This is a genomic window from Cupriavidus plantarum, from assembly GCF_905397285.1.
GTDB classification, from domain to species: domain Bacteria; phylum Pseudomonadota; class Gammaproteobacteria; order Burkholderiales; family Burkholderiaceae; genus Cupriavidus; species Cupriavidus plantarum.
Genome location: NZ_CAJPUX010000005.1, coordinates 242,386 through 260,545, shown reverse-complemented (window position 1 = coordinate 260,545; position 18,160 = coordinate 242,386). Strand labels below are relative to the sequence as shown.

The following is an 18,160-nucleotide window of genomic DNA, read 5'->3' as shown; positions in this document are numbered from 1 at the left end:
GCCATGATGACATCCCTGGTAGAAGCCGCCATCAAGCAGCGGCTGGTGGTGTGCGTGATCGCGATCGTGTTGTTCTTCTTCGGGTTGCGCGCCGCCGGCAAGCTGTCGGTCGACGCGTTCCCCGACGTGACGAACGTGCAGGTGCAGATCGCGACGGAAGCCACCGGACGCTCGCCCGAAGAGGTCGAGCGTTTCGTGACGGTGCCGATCGAAATGGCGATGACGGGTCTGCCCGGCCTCGAAGAGATGCGCTCGCTGAACAAGGCGGGCCTGTCGCTGATCACACTCGTGTTCACCGAGAAGACCGACGTCTACTTCGCGCGCCAGCTCGTCATGGAGCGGCTGATCGAAGTGGGCGGGCGCATGCCGTCCGGCGTCACGCCCGTGCTGGGCCCGGTCTCGACCGGCCTCGGCGAGGTGTACCAGTACACGCTGGACCGCGCGGACGACGGCGACAAGGAACTGTCGCAGGAAGAGCTCGCCGAGCGCCGCATCGTGCAGGACTGGGTGGTGCGCCCGCTGCTGCGCTCGATTCCCGGCATCGCGGAAATCAACTCGCAGGGCGGCTACGTCCGGCAATATCAGGCGCTGGTCAATCCCGACCGCATGCGCCATTACCAGATCACGCTGCAGCAGGTGTATCAGGCGCTGGCCAACAACAACGCCAACTCGGGTGGCGGGGTGCTGCCGCACTATGCCGAGCAGTACCTGATTCGCGGTGTGGGTCTCGCGCGCGGGGTCGAGGACATCCAGAGCATCGTGATGAAGGAGGTCAACGGCACGCCGGTGTACCTGCGCGATGTGGCGGAAGTCACGATCGGGCATGAAGTCCGGCAGGGCGCGCTGATCAAGAACGGCCAGACGGAGTCGGTCGGCGGCATCGTGATGATGATGCGCGGCGGCAATGCCAAGGAGGTGGTCAGCCGCGTGAAGAAGCGCGTGGCGGAGATCAACAACAACGGCATGCTGCCCGGCAAGCTGCAGATCGTGCCGTACTACGACCGCAGCGAGCTCGTGGACTCCGCGCTCTGGACGGTGACCAAGGTGCTGATGGAAGGCGTGGTGCTGGTGGTGATCATCCTGTTCCTGTTCCTCGGGGACGTGCGCTCGTCGCTGATCGTGCTCGCGACACTGGTGCTGACACCCTTGCTGACGTTCATGGTGATGAACAGGATGGGGCTCTCCGCCAACCTGATGTCGCTGGGGGGGCTGGCGATCGCCATCGGTCTCATGGTGGACGGGTCCGTGGTGGTGGTCGAGAACGCTTTCGAGCGATTGGGACATCAGAAGGATAGTGGCCTCACGAAGACCGAGATCCTGGTCGGCGCGGTGAAGGAAGTGGCCACGCCCGTGATCGTCGGCGTGGGCATCATCATCCTGGTGTTCCTGCCGCTGATGACGCTGAGCGGCATGGAAGGCAAGATGTTCGCGCCGCTGGCCATCACGATCTCGATCGCGCTGGCGATCTCGCTGTTCCTGTCGCTGACGCTGTCGCCCGTGTTGTCGTCGTACCTGCTCAAGGGCGGCGTGGATCACGAGACGAAGATCATCGCGGTGATGAAGCGCGGCTACCTGCGCATGCTGCACTGGGCGCTGACCAACAGCAAGAAGACTGTGATCGGCGCCGTGGTGGCGTTCTTCGCGGCGGTGGCCATCGTCCCGATGCTTGGTACGTCGTTCATCCCGGAGATGAAGGAAGGCTCGATCGTGCCCGCGCTGGACCGCGTGCCGAACATCTCGCTGGAAGAGTCGATCAAGCTGGAGAAGCAGGCCAACAAGCTCGTGCTGTCGGTGCCCGGCGTGAAGGGCGTCGTCTCCGGCGTGGGCCGCGGCGAAAGTCCGGCCGACCCGCAGGGCCAGAACGAGTCGACGCCGATCGCCAGCCTGAAGGACCGCGACGAGTGGCCCGATGGCTGGACGCAGGACGACATCCAGAACGCGATCCGCGACAAGCTCAAGGCCATTCCGGGCGTGCAGATCGTGATGGCGCAGCCGATCTCGGACCGCGTGGATGAAATGGTCAGCGGTGTGCGTTCGGACGTGGCGGTGAAGATCTTCGGTGACGACCTCGACAAGCTGCGTGAACTCGCGGGCGAAGTGGCCCGCGTGGCCGGCGGCGTCAAGGGGTCGCAGGACGTCCGTATCGAGCGGATCTCGGGCCAGCAATACCTGCAGATCGAAATCGATCGACAGGCGATTGCGCGCTACGGGCTCAACGTCTCCGACATTCAGGACATCATCGAGATCGCGATCGGCGGCAAGCGCGCCACGGACATCTTCGAAGGCGAACGCCGCTTTGCGGCGGCCGTGCGCCTGCCCGAGGAGTTCCGCGACAACGTGCAGGCCATCCGCAATCTGCTGGTGTCGGCGCCGTCGGGCGTGCAAGTGCCGCTGCAGAGCGTGGCGAAGATCGAGGTCACCGACGGCCCGGCACAGATCAGCCGCGAAATGGCCAAGCGCCGCGTGGTGGTGATGATCAACGTGAAGGATCGCGACCTCGGCGGCTTCGTGGCCGAACTGCAGGGTGCCACGGCGAGCAAGGTCAAGCTGCCCGAAGGCTATTACTTCGAGTGGGGCGGCCAGTTCCAGAACATGGAACGCGCGATGGGCCACCTGCAGATCATCGTGCCGCTGACGATCGCCGCGATCTTCTTCCTGCTGTTCCTGCTGTTCAACTCGCTGTGGTACGCCACGCTGATCATCCTCGTGCTGCCGTTCGCGTCGATCGGCGGCATCATCGGGTTGTTCGTCACGGGCGAGTACCTGTCCGTGCCGGCATCCGTGGGCTTTATCGCGCTGTGGGGTATCGCGGTGCTGAACGGCGTGGTGCTGGTGTCGTACATCCGCACGCTGCGCGAGTCCGGCATGTCGCTGCGCAACAGCGTGGTGCGCGGCGCCACGCAGCGGTTCCGGCCGGTGATGATGACCGCGACGATCGCGCTGCTGGGCCTCGTGCCGTTCCTGTTCTCGACGGGACCGGGTTCGGAGGTGCAGCGCCCGCTCGCGGTGGTGGTGATCGGCGGCCTGATCACGTCGACGCTGCTGACGCTCGTGATGGTGCCGGTGCTGTATCGCTGGTTCGACGACCAGAAGCCGGAGGGGAAGGACCTCTCGGTCTGATCGTGACCATCTCGCTATAATCTTCGGGGCCGGCGTTTCTTGCGCCGGCCTTTTTTTATTGGTATTGCCATTGGAGTCCTGCTCATGACATCGCTGGCCCCGAAGTTGGCCCCGAAGCTGGCCCCGAAGCTGGCGCATCGCCTGGCCATCCAGATGGCGATCGTCGCATCGATCCTGCCCGCTGCGGCATATGCCGTCGTCGAGTCGTCGCTCGACGGCATCAACTACGAACTCGGCCAGCGCGGCAAGCCCGAAGCCCCGGGGGCGCCCATCGCGTGCATGGATGCGGTCAAGGCGAAGCTGCCGAATCCCGAAGCGTTCCGCTGGACGCGCAGCACCACGCGGCGCGTGGCCGAAGATGCGTACAGCGTGGTCGGCAATATCGAGTTCAAGACTGCGTCGGGCGAATCGCGCAAGGGCGATGCCCAGTGCGATGTCATGCGCGCACCGGGCAACAACTACATCGTTCCGAAAGTCCGCCTGCCCTGATCCTTCCCGCCCTGAAACATGACAATGCTGTCATGTCACTGGACACATCCCAAGCGGTCTCCTACAGTTGTGTACGCTGTACACAAACCACAGGAGAGCGCGCATGCAATCGCAGACGACTAAGGAACACACCTGGCTCAGGCAACTCCTCGGTAACTGGGTAGGCGAGGGCGAGGCGAAGATGGGCCCCGATTCGCCACCCGAGAAGTGGAAGATTCCCGAGCAGGTCACCGCCATCGGCGACGTGTGGGTGCAGGGCCGCAGCGAGGGCGACATGCCGGGCTGCGGACACGGCGTCATGGTGATGACGCTGGGCTACGATCCCGCCCGCGGGCATTTCGTCGGCACGTTTATCGGCTCGATGATGACGCATATGTGGGTCTACGAAGGCGACCTCGAGCCCGATGGCCGCACGCTGACGCTGCGCGCCGACGGGCCCGCGTTCACGCCCGAAGGCAAGGTCGTGGAAGGCAAGACGGCGAAGTACCGCGACGTCATCGCGTTCCAGAACGACAACCAGCGCACGCTCACGTCGTTCATGCAGGGCGACGACGGCGAGTGGAATCAGATCATGCAGGCGACATATAAACGGCAGTAATCCCTGCCGGTGGATCAAGCCTGTCGATGCGTCCTGTCGATGCGTCAGGCCTTTGACGCGTCGGTGGCGAACGGCGAGTTCCACGCTTCGAGCAGCGCCTGGAAGCGGTCGGCCGGGGCGGGCGGAATGCGCGTGCTGCGGCGGGCCGGCGGCAAGGGACGGCCGGTGAGGTTGTAGTACACCGCGTTGTCGTGCGCGTCAGGTGCGTGCGGCACATGGTCGACCACGCACATCTGCCGCGCGGCCTTGAGCGCGCGCGTGGTTTCCTCCGCGGTCAGGCCGCTGGCATCGGCAAGCTGATCGCGTCGCAGCGGACCCTCGCGCTGGAGGCCGCTCACCAGAAGTTGTACGCATTCGCGCGTATTCCGTTTCATAGCGAGGATTGTTCCGTACCCGTGACGCGAAGCCAATCCTGTCTGACATTTGTTCACATTCCGTTGCTGGCAGCACCAAGGCGGGCATGGCACGCGCGCGCGGTCGCCGGCAGGTGGACACCGATGCACTGGCGCACTGAAAGCTTGCGCGGGGCTCGATACTGTATAAATATACAGTTATTGAGAGAAACCACGATGCCGCGCGCCTCAGGCGTGCTGGCTACAGCACATCATGCCTGCGCAACCGTACGCAGCCCCGCCGTCGGCGGTGGATCTGCCGCTCCCGCTTTTTGGGCCCGCCCCGGCGTCCCGGGACGCGTCGCGCCTTGCGCCCGAGTCTCCCGGCGTGGCCCATATTCCCGCTGCCCCCGATGCCACCGATGCCACCGATGCCACCGAGCCCGCCGAAAGCACGACCCTGACGCCCGAGGACCGGCGGGCCGCCGTGGCCGACCTCGAGCAACGCTATCCCGGCCTCTGGCGCGCGGGCCAGCTGGGTCATCCGGGCCGCCAGCCGGTCTGGCCAGCCGGCTATGACGCCCTGGCCGCCGAACTGCCCGGCGGAGGATGGCCGGCCGCCGCCGTGACCGAGCTGCTGCTCGCCCAGGATGGCGCGGGCGAATTGCGTCTGCTGATGCCGGCCCTGCGCGCGATCGCCGCCACGGGGCGCCGCGTCGGCATCGTCAACCCGCCTTACCTGCCCAACGCGATGGGGCTCGCTGACAACCTCCCGGCAAACCAGTGGTTCTGGGTGCGCGCCCCGGCCGGCGCCACACAGGGCGCGCGCCGCGCGGACATGCTGTGGGCGGCCGAGCAGATGTTGCGCAGCCAGGCGTTCGGCGCGGTGATGGTGTGGCTCTCCGGCGCGCGTCCGGAGGCCATCCGCCGGCTGCAGGTGCTGGCCCATGCCGGCGACACCGTGGTCTGGGTGCTGCGGCCCCGCAAGGCGCTGCACGAGTCGTCGCCGGCGGTGCTGCGGCTGTCGCTGTCGCCGATGCCCGGCAACGTGCTGTCGATCGCGTTCCACAAGCGGCGCGGGCCGGTGCGAGACACGCCATTGCTGCTGCCGCTCGCGGGCATGGCGCATGTCCCCGGCCGTCCCGCTCCCGTTACAGAAAAGAGTCTTGTCCATGCTGCCGACACACTGGATCGCGGTGCACCTGCCGCGCCTGTCGCTGGACGCGCTGCGGCCGAACTGGCCTGAGGCGGTGGCGGTAACTGCGGCAGGCCCGGCCTCTGGCGATGCCACGCCTGACACCATGACCTCCGTCGCATTTCATGCGCTGCCGGTGGCGGTGTTCGAGCATGAGCGCGTGGTGCTGGCCAATGGCCCGGCCATGGCGCTGGGCGTCGGCCATGGCATGCGGCGTGGCGGGGTGCAGGCGCTCTCCGCGGAGGTGGTGCAGCTGGAGCGCGACGTGCAGGCCGAAGCCGCGCTGATGACCGCCGTGGCTCTGACGCTGCTGCACTTCACGCCAGCGGTCACGATCGACGAAACGCCCGATGCGGCTACCGTGATGCTCGATGTGACCGCGAGCCTGAGATTGTTCGGCGGCCATCGCGCGTTATGCCGCGCGGTACGCGCGCGCGTGCGGCAACTGGGCACGATCGCGCAGATCGGCACCGGCACCACCGCGCAGGGCGCCGCCTGGCTCGCGCGCCAGCCCCTGCGCCGCACCGCGCGCGGCAAGATCGTGCGCCCGGCGCGCCGCGCGATACAGTCCGCGCGCATGAAACGCCTGCTCGACCGGCTGCCCGTCGAATGCCTGCATAGCCTCGTCGACCCAGAATGGCTCGACGGCATCGGCTGCCGCACCCTCGCGCAGGTCCGGCGCCTGCCCCGTCCGGGATTGTCGCGGCGGCTGGGCCCGGCCCTGCTGGCACGGCTCGATCAGGCCTATGGCGATGCGCGGGCGGGCTTCGCATGGTTCGAAGCGCCGCCCACGTTCACGCAGCGCATGGAACTCCCCGGCCGCATCGACTCGGCCGAAGGCGTGCTGGCCGGCGCGCAGCGTCTGCTGCTGGCGCTATCGGGCTGGCTCGCGGCGCAGCAGGCGGGCGTCACGCGCTGCGTGCTCGTGCTCGAGCATGAACGCTACCGGCTGGGCGTGGAGGTCGATTGCACCCCCGTGCCGCTCGCGCTCGCGCAGCCGAGCCGGGACCCCGTGCATCTGTCGAAGCTGCTGCGAGAGAAGCTCGACAAGGTGCGTTTCCACGCGCCCGTGGGCGGGCTCGCGCTCCATGTGGAGACGATGGTCGCGTGCCTGCCGCGCAGCGACGCGCTGTTCCCGGATCCCGCGGGCGAGCCCGAGGAACTCGCCCGCCTGCTGGACACGCTCACGGCGCGCCTCGGCCGCGACAACGTGCTGCAGCCCCGGCCGCTCGCCGACCACCGTCCCGAGCGCGCAAACCGCTGGTGTCCGATCGACGAGATCCCCGCGCGCGGGACGGGCGGCACACAGGCCAGTGGCGATCTCCCGGAGCGGCCGCTATGGCTGCTCGAAGCCCCGCAGTCGCTGCGCGTGGAACGCCATCGCCCGCTGTACGACGGCCCGCTTGTCATGCTCACGCGCGCGGAGCGCATCGAGGCCGGCTGGTGGGATGGCGGCCTGGCCACGCGCGACTACTTCATCGCGGAGCGCGCCGATGGCGTGCGCTGCTGGGTGTATCGCGAGCGCCCGGGGCATCCCGCGCGCGATGGGGACGAGGGCGGCGAGTACCGCTGGTTCCTGCATGGATTGTTTGCCTGATGCCGATGTTTCCATTACTCCCGTCGCTGCCCGACTACGTCGAGCTGCACTGCATCTCGAACTTCACGTTCCTGACCGGGGCCTCGCATCCGGGGGAGTTGATCGAGCGCGCGTTCCAGCTTGGGTATAGCGGTCTGGCGCTGACCGACGAATGCTCGGTGGCGGGCACCGCGCGCGCGCATCACGCGCTCAAGACCCTGCGCGAGGAGGCGCGCGAGGCGGCCCGCGCCGCGGAGCTTGCGTTGAAGGAAAGCGCGTCGAAGGCAGGCAACGACGATGGTAACGACAACGACGCCGCATGGGAGGAATGCAACTGGCACCTCGCCCGCGCCGCGGCGGCGGATGCCTTCAACCTTGTCATCGGCAGCCGCTTCACCCTGACCGCGGACGCGATGGCGGCCACCCCGATGCCGTCCCCGAGGCTCGTCATCCTCGCCCGCAATCGCGAAGGCTTCGGCAACCTCAGCGAAATGATCACGCTAGGGCGTCGCCGCGCGGAGAAGGGCAGCTACCTGCTATATCCCTCGGACTTCAGCCAGCCGGCACCGGAGCAAGCCCACCTGCGCGGCATGCCCGATTGCCTCGTGCTGCTGCTGCCCGACTATTGCCCCGATCCCGGCGCCCTGCGCGCGCAGGTGGATTGGTGCCGCGAGACCTTCGGCGACCGTGTCTCCATCGCACTGGAACTGCTGCAGGGCCACGCGGAAGCGCTGCATCGCGCGCGCCTGCAGCAGGTGTCCGACGACACCGGCATGCCGCTCGTCGCAGCCGGTGCCGTCACCATGCACGTGCGCTCGCGCAAGCCGCTGGCCGACGTGCTCGCCGCCATCCGCGTGGGCCAGCCGCTGCAGGCCTGCGGCCACGTGCTGGCGCCGAACGCGGAAGCGCATCTGCGCATGCGCCAGGTGCTGTCGCGCCTCTATCCGCGCGAGGCCCTCGAACGCACGGTGGCCATCGCCGACCAGTGCGACTTCTCGCTCGGCACGCTGCGCTACGAGTATCCCGAAGAACTGGTGCCCGACGGCCTCACGCCCATCGAATACCTGCGGCAGGAGGTGAGGGCCGGCATGCGCGAGCGCTTTCCCTATGGCATGGAGCCCGCATGGGAAAGGCAGCTCGAAGAGGAACTGCTGCTGATCGAGGAGAAGCAATACGAGCCGTTCTTCCTGACCGTGCACGATATCGTGCGCTTCGCGCGCGGCAAGGGCATCCTGTGCCAGGGCCGCGGCTCGGCCGCCAACTCGCTGGTCTGCTTCTGCCTGCATATCACCGAGGTCAGTCCGGCGCAGGCCAATCTGCTCTTCGGCCGCTTTCTGTCGCGCGAGCGCGACGAGCCGCCCGATATCGACGTGGACTTCGAACACCAGCGTCGCGAAGAAGTCATCCAGTACATCTACGGCAAGTACGGCCGCCATCGCGCCGCGCTGGCCGCGTCGCTGATCTCGTATCGCTCGCGCAGCGCGCTGCGCGACGTGGGCCGCGCGCTCGGCATCGACGCGACCGTGGTGGAGCAGGTGGTCAAGAGCCAGGCGTGGTGGGACAGCGGACGCGCCTTCATGGAGAAGCTCGAACATTTCGGGCTCGACCCCGAGGCCCCGGCGGTGCAGCAATGGGCGAGCCTGACCGAACAACTGCGCGGGTTTCCGCGGCATCTGTCGCAGCACGTCGGCGGCTTCGTGATCGCGCGGCACAAGCTGTCGCGGCTCGTGCCGATCGAGAACGCGGCGATGGCGGACCGCAGTGTCATCCAGTGGGACAAGGACGACCTCGAATCGCTGGGCCTGCTCAAGGTCGACGTGCTCGCGCTGGGCATGCTCACCGCGATTCGCCGCGCGCTCGCGATGGTGCCGAATCCGAATCCCGACCTGCCGCCCGGGCAGGCGGATCGGCCCTGCCGCATGGAAGACCTGCCCGAGGAGGACCCCGCCACCTACGACATGATCTGCAAGGCGGACACCGTCGGCGTGTTCCAGATCGAGTCGCGCGCCCAGCAGTCGATGCTGCCGCGCCTGCAGCCGCGCCAGTATTACGACCTCGTGGTCGAGGTCGCGATCGTGCGGCCGGGCCCGATTCAGGGCGGCATGGTGCATCCGTATCTGGAGCGGCGCGAGGCGCTGCGCGAGCGGCAACAGATGCCGGCTTACTTCAACGACGTCATCCGCCGTGTGCTGGGCCGCACGCTCGGTGTGCCGATTTTCCAGGAGCAGGTGATGCAGCTGGCGATCGACGCGGCGGGCTTCACGCCGGGGCAGGCGGACCAGCTGCGGCGCTCGATGGCCGCGTGGCGGCGGCATGGCAACCTGCGCAAGCATCAGGACGCGCTGATGAGCGCGCTCGTGGCGCGTGGCTATCCCGAGTCCTTCGCGCAGGCCTTATGCCGGCAGATCGAGGGGTTTGGCGAGTACGGTTTTCCGGAAAGCCATTCGGCAAGTTTTGCCAAGCTCGTGTACGTCAGCGCATGGATCAAGTGCCATCATCCCGATGCCTTCCTCTGCGCGCTGCTCAACAGCCAGCCGATGGGCTTCTACTCGCCTTCGCAGCTGGTGCAGGATGCGCGCCGCCATGGCGTGATCACGCTGCCCGCCGACGTCACGTGCAGCAGCTGGGAAAGCACGCTCGAGGCGCGGCGTCCGGGCCGGCAATACCGCGACGTGCGCCTGGGCCTCGATCGCGTGAAGGGCATGCGGGAGGCCGCGGCCCATCGCATCGAGGCGGCACGTGCGATCGAGCCGTTCACCAGCGTGGAGGACCTCGCGCGCCGCGCCGCGCTCGATGCGCACGACATCGACGTGCTGGCTGCCGCCGATGCGCTGGCCGGGCTCGCGGGCAATCGCCGGCAGGCGCGATGGCAGGCGCGCGCGGCGGCCTTGCAAAGCGCCCACCGTGACCTGCTGCATGCGGCGCCGCCGGACGAAGAAGCGCTCGAACTGCCGGTGCCGCGGCTGGGGGAAGACGTGGCCGCCGATTATGCGAGCCTTGGCCTGTCGCTCAAGAGCCATCCGCTGACGCTGCTGCGCGAGCGGCTGGCCGCGATGAAGTACGTCACCGCTGCCCAACTGAACCGCACGGCCAATGGCCGGATGGTGCGCGCCTGCGGCATCGTGACGGTTCGGCAGCGGCCTTCGACCGCCAGCGGCACGATCTTCATGTCGGTCGAGGACGAGACCGGCCCGATCAACGTGATCGTGTGGCCGTCGCTCGTGGAGTCCCAGCGCAAGGAGGTGCTCGGCGCCGCGCTGGTGGGGGTCATCGGGACGTGGCAGCGGCAGGGGGACGTGAAGCACCTCGTGGCGAAGGAGCTGGTGGACCTCAGCCCGCTGCTTGGCCGCCTGATGGTCGGCAGCCGCGACTTCCATTGAAGACAAACGCGCTGTTTTTACAGCGCGCCGGTCATGCTTACCAATATGAAGCGACATACGCGCCGAGAATCAGCGCAATCGCAATGAGGAAGATGGGATGGGTCCAGACGAAGCGCTTCTTGCCACGAATGCGCTCCATCTTCTCGCGTTGGTTCTGCACGTCGCTCTGCATCTGCATTCTCCTTGAGTAGCCTGAACGGAAACGTGCAGGATGCGTGCCATTGCGGCGATGTCCTACAGCGGCGTAGGACGCGCCATCAATCCAGATGGATATCGAGCTCGCGGATCAGCCGCGTCCAGCGCGCCGTTTCCGTGCGCAGCAGCTCGGCAAACTGCTCCGGCGTATTGCCCACGGGCTCCACGCCGAAGTCGACGAGACGCCGGTGGATCTCCGGATCGCGAATGGCCGCCACCACGTGGCGGTTCAGCGTGGCGATGACCTCCGGCGGCGTCGCGGCCGGCACCACCATGCCATTCAGCGCCGCGGCCTCGACGTTCCGGTAGCCGAGTTCCGCGAACGTTGGCACCTCCGGCAATTGCGGCAGCCGCCTGGCGTTGGCCACGGCGAGCGCGCGCACCTTGCCGCCCTTGATGAAGCCCGCACCGGCGGCATAGTCCACCATCATCGCGGGTACCTGTCCCGCGGCCACGTCGGCCAATGCGGGCGCGGCGCCACGATACGGCGCATGCGTGAGCGTCAGGCCCGCTTCCACCTTGAGCAATTCCATCGCCAGATGATGCGGGCTGCCCGCGCCCGCGGACGCGTAGTTGAATCCGCCGGGCTTCGCTTTTGCCTCGGCGATGAATGCCTGCGCGGTGGTGGCGCGCGTGGCGGGACCCACGACGAGGATCATCGGAAAGCGGCCGATCAGCGTGACCGGCGCGAGGTCCTTCGTCGGGCTATAGGACAGCGACTTGTAAAGCGCGGGATTGAACACCATCGTGCCGTTGTCGGCGGACAGCACCGTATAGCCATCGGCCGGCGCGCGGGCGGTTTCGGCGGCGCCGATCGCCGTGTTGGCGCCGGGCTTGTTCTCGACGACGACGGGCTGGCCGATGCGCGTGGACAGCCCCTGACCTACGGCGCGCGCGAGGAAATCGGCGCCGCCGCCGGCGGGGTAGGGGACGATCCATCGCACGGGCTTCGAGGCGAACGTGTCGGCGTGGGCCGCGGGTTGTGACCACAGCGACAGCAGCGACAGTATCGACAGCAGCGGGACGATCCGGGTCAGGGACGACGGCGAAACGCGTGCGTGCCGCGCGAATCGGCGGAACCGCCCGCGTTGCGCTGACTGGTTGATGCCGGGGCGGCGATGGCTCGTCATGAAGGGCCTCTCCTTGTGCTAGCATGACCATGCATTGTGCTTCGCAGTGCCGCCGGCCCGAATCCCTCGCTTACCCTTATTTTTCTGCCTCATGCGCGCTGTTCAACCGCTGCCGACACCCGCCGTTCGCCCCGCGCGAACGCCGTCGGCCCGCGCGCGCGCCGAGGCGTCTCATCTTCTGCAGGGCAAGGCTCCGCTTGCCCGAGCCCGGTACCGGTACTGATCCCTCACAGGGCTGGTCCGGACCGGGCCACCGCCATCCGTCCCAGCCACCGCCACCGCCACGGTGCGGTCCGCCGCCGCTTGAACCTCGTTTGCAGGAGATCCCATGTCCCCGACCCAACAACCCGCCCCGACCCTCTACCTCACCGAACTCGACGTCGTCCGCCTGGAGCGTCTGGCCGCGCGCGGCGGGGTGCCGCATATGCCCGAGATGCTAGACCAACTGCTGGAGCGCGCCGTCATCGTCGAGCCGCAAGAGATTCCGCACGACATCGTCACGATGAACTCGCGCTTCCTCTGCAAGCTGGAAGGCGACGACAAGCAGGGTGAAACGCCGCGCGAATGGACCCTCGTCTATCCGGACGCCGCCGACTACGACGCGGGCCGCGTCTCGGTGCTGTCGCCCGCCGGCAGCGCCATACTCGGCGCGCGCGCGGGCGCGGCCGTGCAGTTCCGGCAACCGGATGGCCGCACGCAGGAAATCGTCGTGACGGCCATCACCTACCAGCCCGAAGCAAACGGCCAGTACACCGTATGAGCGCCCCCCCTCAGCGTTCCGCTGCCGGGCGCGTGAGGCACCCTATCCGTTCTTCACGGAGCGCATCGCCGCATGACGGACGGCCACGGTGTTCCTCTCATGGAACTCAGACGCCCATTATTGGATCTACTCGCGCCCTTTGACGCGTAGTAATGTGCGATGCACGATCCAATTTCCATGGGAACCCTCTATGACCGGCGACGCGATTCGCTGCGCTGCGAGCCCCGATAACGGAGTCAGCCGCGAACTCGCGCTGTCCCTGGTGCACGACACGGTGCCCGTGATGACGTCGCTGTCTTTGCTGTCCGCGGCCGGACTGCGATGGCTCGATCGCGCCGGTCGCGCCGAAGTTGGTGCTGACGTTGGCGCCAAAGTTGGTGCTGACGTTGGCGCTGACGCCGATGTTAGCGATGACGCCCTCGACGATGCGCGGGCGTGCCTGTCCGACCTCGCCATGCATGCGCGCCTGCTGCGCGCGTTGCTGGGCGTGCTCGCGCAGCACGTCCCACGGCCCGTGCCGCCGACGACGTTCGATCTTCGTTCGATGCTTCAGGACGTCGCCGCGGAGGCGGCGTTCGCCAACATCGCGCTGTCGCTCGAACTGCCACGAGAACCCGTCCACATCCGTGGCAACGCCTGGCAGCTTCGGGAAGTCCTGCTCCGCAGCATCCACGTCACCGCGTCCGCATGGCATGGCGCCATGGAAATCGATCTGGACACGACGGACACGCGCGCGCGTGTCGCGTTCCACAGCCTCGGCAAACATGACCCGCGAGCGGGCGTGGCCTCGGCGATCGCGACGTCGCCCGATGTGGCGCTGCTCGGCGCCATCATGCGCGTCCATGGCGCGCACATGGTGCTCGGCGACGCCACGCGCGGTGCCACTGGCGGGCAGCCGTGGCTGACGCTCGTGTGGGACCGCTAATCCTGCTGGATGCGCGCCGCGAGATAATCGATCAGTACGCGGACCTTAGGCAGCAAGCCCCTTCGGGAAGGGAACACCGCATGAATGATGGCGCTCCTCGGCTGCCAGCCGGACAGCACGTCGACGAGCGTGCCCTCCCGCAGCGCGTCGTCGGCAACCCGCTGCGGCAATTGCACGATGCCGACACCAGCCTGCGCGGCGACCCGCAACGCATGCATGTCATCGGTAACGTATCGCGGGCGGTGCGGCACCTCGGCTTCCTTGCCATCCGGACCGACGAGTTGCCACGCATGCTGGCGAGCCGGTCCCCAGTCGAGGCTCGGCAGACCGGCCAGCGCATCCGGATGGCCGGGGACGCCATGCCGCTTGAGCAACGATGGCGATGCGACGAGCCGCTGTGGGCTGCCGGACAGCATGCGCATGAACAGGCCACTGTCGTCGAGCGGCGGAAAGCGGACCCGCAACGCCAGATCCAGCCGCTCCGCGAGGACGTCCACGCGCCGATTCGTGGCCTCCAGATGCACGCTGACATTGGGATACTCGACCATGAACTGCGCCACGAGCTCCGCGACGCGATAGCCGAGCAGCGCCGTGGGACAGCTCATGCGGACGATGCCCTCGGGTTCGGACCGCTCGCGTTCCATTACCTCGCGCGCCGCATCGACTTCGAGGAGCACGCCCACACAGCGCTCATAGAATTCCTGTCCCGTTTCCGTGACGGAAAAATGCCGCGTCGAACGTTGCAGCAATCGAACCTGATACCTCGCTTCGAGCGTCGAGATACGACGGCTCAGGCTGGATTTCGGCATATTCAACGCAAGCCCGGCTTGCGTGAAGCCACCGTGGTCGACGACCTTGACGAAGTAATACAGGTCGTTCAGGTCATCCATGATCGTTCCCACTCGTCATCATGTCGCTCAGGCGATGGCGCCTCCGTCGGCCGTGAGGATGGCGCCGGTAATCATGCTCGCGGCGGGGCTTGCCAGAAAGACGACCGCGCTGGCGATCTCACGCGGTTCGGCATAACGTCCCAGCGACGTCAGGCTTCGCTGGAAATCGGCCGCGCCATCCGCCGGATTGGCGTCCGTATCCGTCGGGCCGGGCTGCACGAGATTCACGGTGATGCCGCGCGGACCGAGTTCGCGGGACAGGCCTCGCGTCAATGCGTTGAGGGCCGCCTTCGACATGGCGTAGGCCGTGACACCGGGGAACGGGACGCGCTCTCCCAGCACCGAGCCGATCGTCACGATGCGGCCGCCTTCGCCAAGGTGGGGCATCACGGCTTTCGCATACAGCACGGGCGCCCGCACGTTGATGTCCATCAGGGCCTGGTAATGGCCCATGTCCATGTCGGCGATCGTGCCGGCGTTGCCGATCGCCGCGCTGTTGACGAGGATATCGATGCCGCCGAGGACGTCGGCGGCCCGGTTGACGGCGCGTGCGATCGCCCCGGGGTCCGCGCTGTCCGCCTCTATGGCAATGGCGCGGCGCCCCACGCTTTCGATGCGTTTGGCCACCGCCTCTGCCTTCTCCGCCGAATGCTGGTACGTGAACGCGACATCGGCACCGTTCTCGGCCAACGCCAGCGCAATCGCCGCACCGATGCCGCGCGACGCGCCAGTGACCAATGCCCGCTTTCCATTCAGATCGATCATCTCGTTCTCCTTTCGTGTCGGCGAGATAGTAGGGCGAGCGTGGCGCGGGCGGCATTCCCGATAACACCATATATTTGCCTGATCCTACCAAGCGAGATTCGTCGGATATGAATGATGCCGAGCGCGCGGTCCGCCGCCTCCTCAACGATGTCGATGCATACGTCGCCGCGCTGCCGGGCCCGGTCGGACGCGCGACGCCCGTGCCGAGATTGACGGTGTGGTCGAGTTCGCATGCCACGCCGCAGACCGCGGCGGTATTCGAGCCGATGTTCTACGCCGTCGTGCGTGGCACCAAAGTGCTGACCATGGGGGCCAACCGATTCGAACTCGCGGCGGGGACGTGCGCGGCATCCTCCTTCGGCCTGCCCTATAGCCATCAGCTGACGGGCGCGACCCCGCACGCGCCCTACGTGGGCGTCAGCCTCCACCTCGATATCGACAGGCTGTCCCGCGTCGCGCTCGAGATGCCCGCGCGCGAAGCCAGCTGGACGTGCGCGGTGGCGGCGGGGGACCTGAATGGCCCGGTCGGCGAGGTGTTCACGCGATTCGTCGGGCTGGTGAAAACGCCCGAGGACATTAACGTGCTCGCCCCGCATTACGAGACCGAGCTCTACTATCGGCTTCTGCAGAGTTCGATGGGCGATACGCTCCGCCAGATCGTCCAGCGCGACGGCCGCGTGCGGCAGATCAAGGCGGCCGCGGACTGGCTGGGCGCGAACAACGACGCCACGGTCACCGTGGCGGAGCTGGCGGCCACCGCGGGAATGAGCGTGACCTCGTTCCACAGGCACTTCAAGGCCGTCACGGGATACAGCCCCCTTGCCTTCCAGCGTCGCGTGCGCCTGATGGAAGCGCGCAAGCTCCTTGCCGCGGGCAGCACCAATGTCTCGCGCGTCGCGTACGAGGTGGGCTACCAGAGCGCGTCTCAATTCAGCCGCGAGTACAAGCGCATGTTCGGCAGTCCCCCCGTCACCGAGGCGCAACGCTGAGGCCGCGGCCTGGCGCGGAGCTATCGGGCTCGGCGGAACTCGCGTGGCGAGGTGTCGGCGAAGCATGCGATCAGCAGTTCGGTGAGCGCCCGGACTTTCCGTGTGGGATGCTGGCCAGGAGGACGCACCACGAAGATGCCAGCGGGCCGAACGGGATGGCGCTGCATGATCTCCACGAGCGCGCCCGAGGCGATATGGCCCTGGACGAGTCCCTCGGGAAGCATGGCGATGCCGATACCCGCCAGGGCGGCGGAGACCAGCGCGGTGCCATTGTCGCCCTTGAACCGCCCCTGCGGCCGCACCATCGCGACCTTGTCCCCATCGAGGAACTGCCACGTCTCCGTGCCCTGCATGATCGCCTCGTGCGAGAGAATGTCTTCCGGCCGCTCGGGCATGCCGTGCACCGCGATGTATCCGGGACTGGCCACGAGCTTGCCCAGTATCGGCCCGACGCGGCGCGCGATCAGATTGGAGTCCTGCAGGTATCCAAGACGGATCGCGCAGTCGTATCCTTCGGCCACGATGTCGACGACACGATCGCTGTAGCTCGCATGCACATGGAGGCGCGGATGCGCCTTCGCAAGCTCCGCGAACACGGGCGCAAAGTGTGTCGGACCGAACGAAAGCGGCGCCGCGATCCGCAGGCGCCCGCGCAATTCGCCCGCCGGCAGCATGGCCTCCTTCGCCAGGTCGATTTCCGTGCAGGCCTTTGCCGCATGGTCGCGAAACGTCGCGCCGGCTTCCGTCAACGCAGCGCCGCGCGTGTTTCGCGACAACAACATCACGCCGAGATCGTCCTCGAGTCGTGCCAGTCGCCGGCTGACGATCGACTTCGACACGCCAAGCCGGCGCGCGGCGGAGGTGATGCCGCCAGCGTCGGCCACGTCCACAAATGTCCTGAGGTCCTCGATGTCCATACCGTGTTCCGGAATGTGCGACACAGTGTCCCGACGGGGCGGTCTACCGTCGCGGAATGTGCGATGTCACTATCAAAACCAAGGGCAAGCAACGCATGTCCTTCCCTTGAACCGAGCTTCTTTCACAAGAGATCCCCTATGACCTTTCGCAATGGCCTCGACTCGCTCCTCCGCCCCGAAGACTCCGTTCTCGTCCTCATCGATCATCAGCCGTATCAACTCACCAACCTGAACAGCCATGATCCGCAGATGGTCGTGAACAACGCGACCGCGCTGGCCAAGGCGGCCAAGGCATTCGGCGTCCCCACCATCCTGACGAGTGTCATCGCCGCGCGCGGCGGCTTCATCTTTCCGCAGATCACCGACGTATTTCCGGGCCAGGAGGTCATCGACCGCACCTTCATCAACACGTGGGAAGACTCAAGCGTCGTCGAGCGGGTCAAGGCAACGGGCCGCAAGCAGTTGATCATCGCGGGCCTGTGGACCGAAGTCTGCGTCGCCATGCCGGCACTGCAGGCAGCCGGCGACGGCTGGGACACGACCGTCATTACCGATGCGTCGGGCGGGACATCGGTCGAGGCACACAATGTCGCCGTCCAGCGCATGATCGCCGGCGGCGTCAACATGATGACGTGGCTAGCCCTCGCCGCCGAATGGCAACGCGACTGGGCACGCGAGGCAACGGCTGGCCCGCTGACTGACATCCTCAAGGCGCACGCGGCCGGCAGCGGGATCGCCTACCTCTGGGAACAGCAGTTGCTGAACACGCCGCTACCGCCCACGCAAGAAGTATAGCGCAAACCGTACCGTATGGTACGGTACGTTGCGTACGGTACCGCAGTACGGTACGACCTCGTGGCGTGGGAAAGCGGGTGCGCGATCGCATTTGGTAGACTGCC

Annotated in this window: 16 protein-coding genes; 10 read left to right on the top strand and 6 right to left on the bottom strand. The window is 67.1% G+C overall.

Features of this window, described 5'->3' with window-relative positions; genetic code table 11:
- Window positions 1-3 precede the first annotated feature (3 nt).
- From KHP16_RS21200 to KHP16_RS21190, 3 genes are all read left to right on the top strand, one after another.
- Complete coding sequence (locus tag KHP16_RS21200; RefSeq protein WP_211961067.1) at window positions 4-3,120, top strand: efflux RND transporter permease subunit; 3,117 nt, start codon at window positions 4-6, stop codon at window positions 3,118-3,120.
- Between the two features lie 84 nt (window positions 3,121-3,204).
- Entirely contained in the window at window positions 3,205-3,609 is a 405-nt protein-coding gene (locus KHP16_RS21195; RefSeq protein ID WP_244835934.1) for a DUF2880 domain-containing protein, read from the top strand.
- Window positions 3,610-3,712: 103 nt separating this feature from the next.
- Entirely contained in the window at window positions 3,713-4,207 is a 495-nt protein-coding gene (locus tag KHP16_RS21190; protein WP_115954296.1) for a DUF1579 domain-containing protein, read from the top strand.
- 44 nt (window positions 4,208-4,251) lie between these two features.
- Here the strand turns inward: KHP16_RS21190 and KHP16_RS21185 are convergent, their stop codons facing one another.
- Window positions 4,252-4,581: a hypothetical protein gene (locus KHP16_RS21185; protein ID WP_218891958.1), complete on the bottom strand. Its 330-nt coding sequence runs from the start codon at window positions 4,579-4,581 to the stop codon at window positions 4,252-4,254.
- 346 nt (window positions 4,582-4,927) lie between these two features.
- Between KHP16_RS21185 and imuA the strand changes: the two genes are divergently transcribed.
- From imuA to KHP16_RS21170, 3 genes are read left to right on the top strand one after another with little or no spacing between them, the layout of a single operon-like run.
- Window positions 4,928-5,785: a translesion DNA synthesis-associated protein ImuA gene (imuA, locus tag KHP16_RS21180; RefSeq protein ID WP_415831258.1), complete on the top strand. Its 858-nt coding sequence runs from the start codon at window positions 4,928-4,930 to the stop codon at window positions 5,783-5,785.
- Complete coding sequence (locus KHP16_RS21175; protein WP_211961065.1) at window positions 5,712-7,331, top strand: Y-family DNA polymerase; 1,620 nt, start codon at window positions 5,712-5,714, stop codon at window positions 7,329-7,331. Before imuA ends, KHP16_RS21175 begins: the two co-directional genes overlap by 74 nt.
- A gap of 5 nt (window positions 7,332-7,336) precedes the next feature.
- Window positions 7,337-10,690, top strand: coding sequence for an error-prone DNA polymerase (locus KHP16_RS21170; protein ID WP_244835933.1), 3,354 nt, complete (start codon window positions 7,337-7,339; stop codon window positions 10,688-10,690).
- A gap of 37 nt (window positions 10,691-10,727) precedes the next feature.
- Here KHP16_RS21170 and KHP16_RS28590 read toward each other — a convergent pair whose 3' ends face one another.
- A complete protein-coding gene (locus KHP16_RS28590) occupies window positions 10,728-10,862 on the bottom strand; it encodes a hypothetical protein (RefSeq protein WP_258308028.1) in 135 nt (44 codons plus the stop codon).
- Between the two features lie 85 nt (window positions 10,863-10,947).
- Window positions 10,948-12,015: a Bug family tripartite tricarboxylate transporter substrate binding protein gene (locus KHP16_RS21165; RefSeq protein WP_109583951.1), complete on the bottom strand. Its 1,068-nt coding sequence runs from the start codon at window positions 12,013-12,015 to the stop codon at window positions 10,948-10,950.
- 328 nt (window positions 12,016-12,343) lie between these two features.
- Between KHP16_RS21165 and rnk the strand changes: the two genes are divergently transcribed.
- Entirely contained in the window at window positions 12,344-12,775 is a 432-nt protein-coding gene (gene rnk / locus KHP16_RS21160; protein WP_211961063.1) for a nucleoside diphosphate kinase regulator, read from the top strand.
- Window positions 12,776-12,965: 190 nt separating this feature from the next.
- Window positions 12,966-13,700 (top strand): hypothetical protein, encoded by a 735-nt coding sequence (locus KHP16_RS21155; protein ID WP_211961062.1) that lies wholly within the window; start codon window positions 12,966-12,968, stop codon window positions 13,698-13,700.
- Here the strand turns inward: KHP16_RS21155 and KHP16_RS21150 are convergent.
- Both KHP16_RS21150 and KHP16_RS21145 read right to left on the bottom strand, forming a co-directional pair.
- Window positions 13,697-14,590, bottom strand: coding sequence for a LysR substrate-binding domain-containing protein (locus KHP16_RS21150; RefSeq protein ID WP_211961061.1), 894 nt, complete (start codon window positions 14,588-14,590; stop codon window positions 13,697-13,699). The genes KHP16_RS21155 and KHP16_RS21150 overlap by 4 nt on opposite strands.
- A gap of 27 nt (window positions 14,591-14,617) precedes the next feature.
- Complete coding sequence (locus tag KHP16_RS21145; RefSeq protein ID WP_211961060.1) at window positions 14,618-15,355, bottom strand: SDR family NAD(P)-dependent oxidoreductase; 738 nt, start codon at window positions 15,353-15,355, stop codon at window positions 14,618-14,620.
- A gap of 107 nt (window positions 15,356-15,462) precedes the next feature.
- On the opposite strand from KHP16_RS21145, the gene KHP16_RS21140 reads away from it, so the two are divergent.
- On the top strand, window positions 15,463-16,344 hold the full coding sequence (locus KHP16_RS21140; RefSeq protein ID WP_121492378.1) for an AraC family transcriptional regulator: 882 nt from the start codon (window positions 15,463-15,465) through the stop codon (window positions 16,342-16,344).
- A gap of 20 nt (window positions 16,345-16,364) precedes the next feature.
- Here KHP16_RS21140 and KHP16_RS21135 read toward each other — a convergent pair whose 3' ends face one another.
- Window positions 16,365-17,261: a LysR family transcriptional regulator gene (locus KHP16_RS21135; protein WP_109583957.1), complete on the bottom strand. Its 897-nt coding sequence runs from the start codon at window positions 17,259-17,261 to the stop codon at window positions 16,365-16,367.
- A gap of 138 nt (window positions 17,262-17,399) precedes the next feature.
- On the opposite strand from KHP16_RS21135, the gene KHP16_RS21130 reads away from it, so the two are divergent.
- Window positions 17,400-18,056 carry an isochorismatase family protein gene (locus KHP16_RS21130; RefSeq protein ID WP_211961059.1) on the top strand — a complete coding sequence of 219 codons (657 nt, stop codon included), beginning with the start codon at window positions 17,400-17,402 and terminating at the stop codon, window positions 18,054-18,056.
- Window positions 18,057-18,160: the final 104 nt, after the last annotated feature.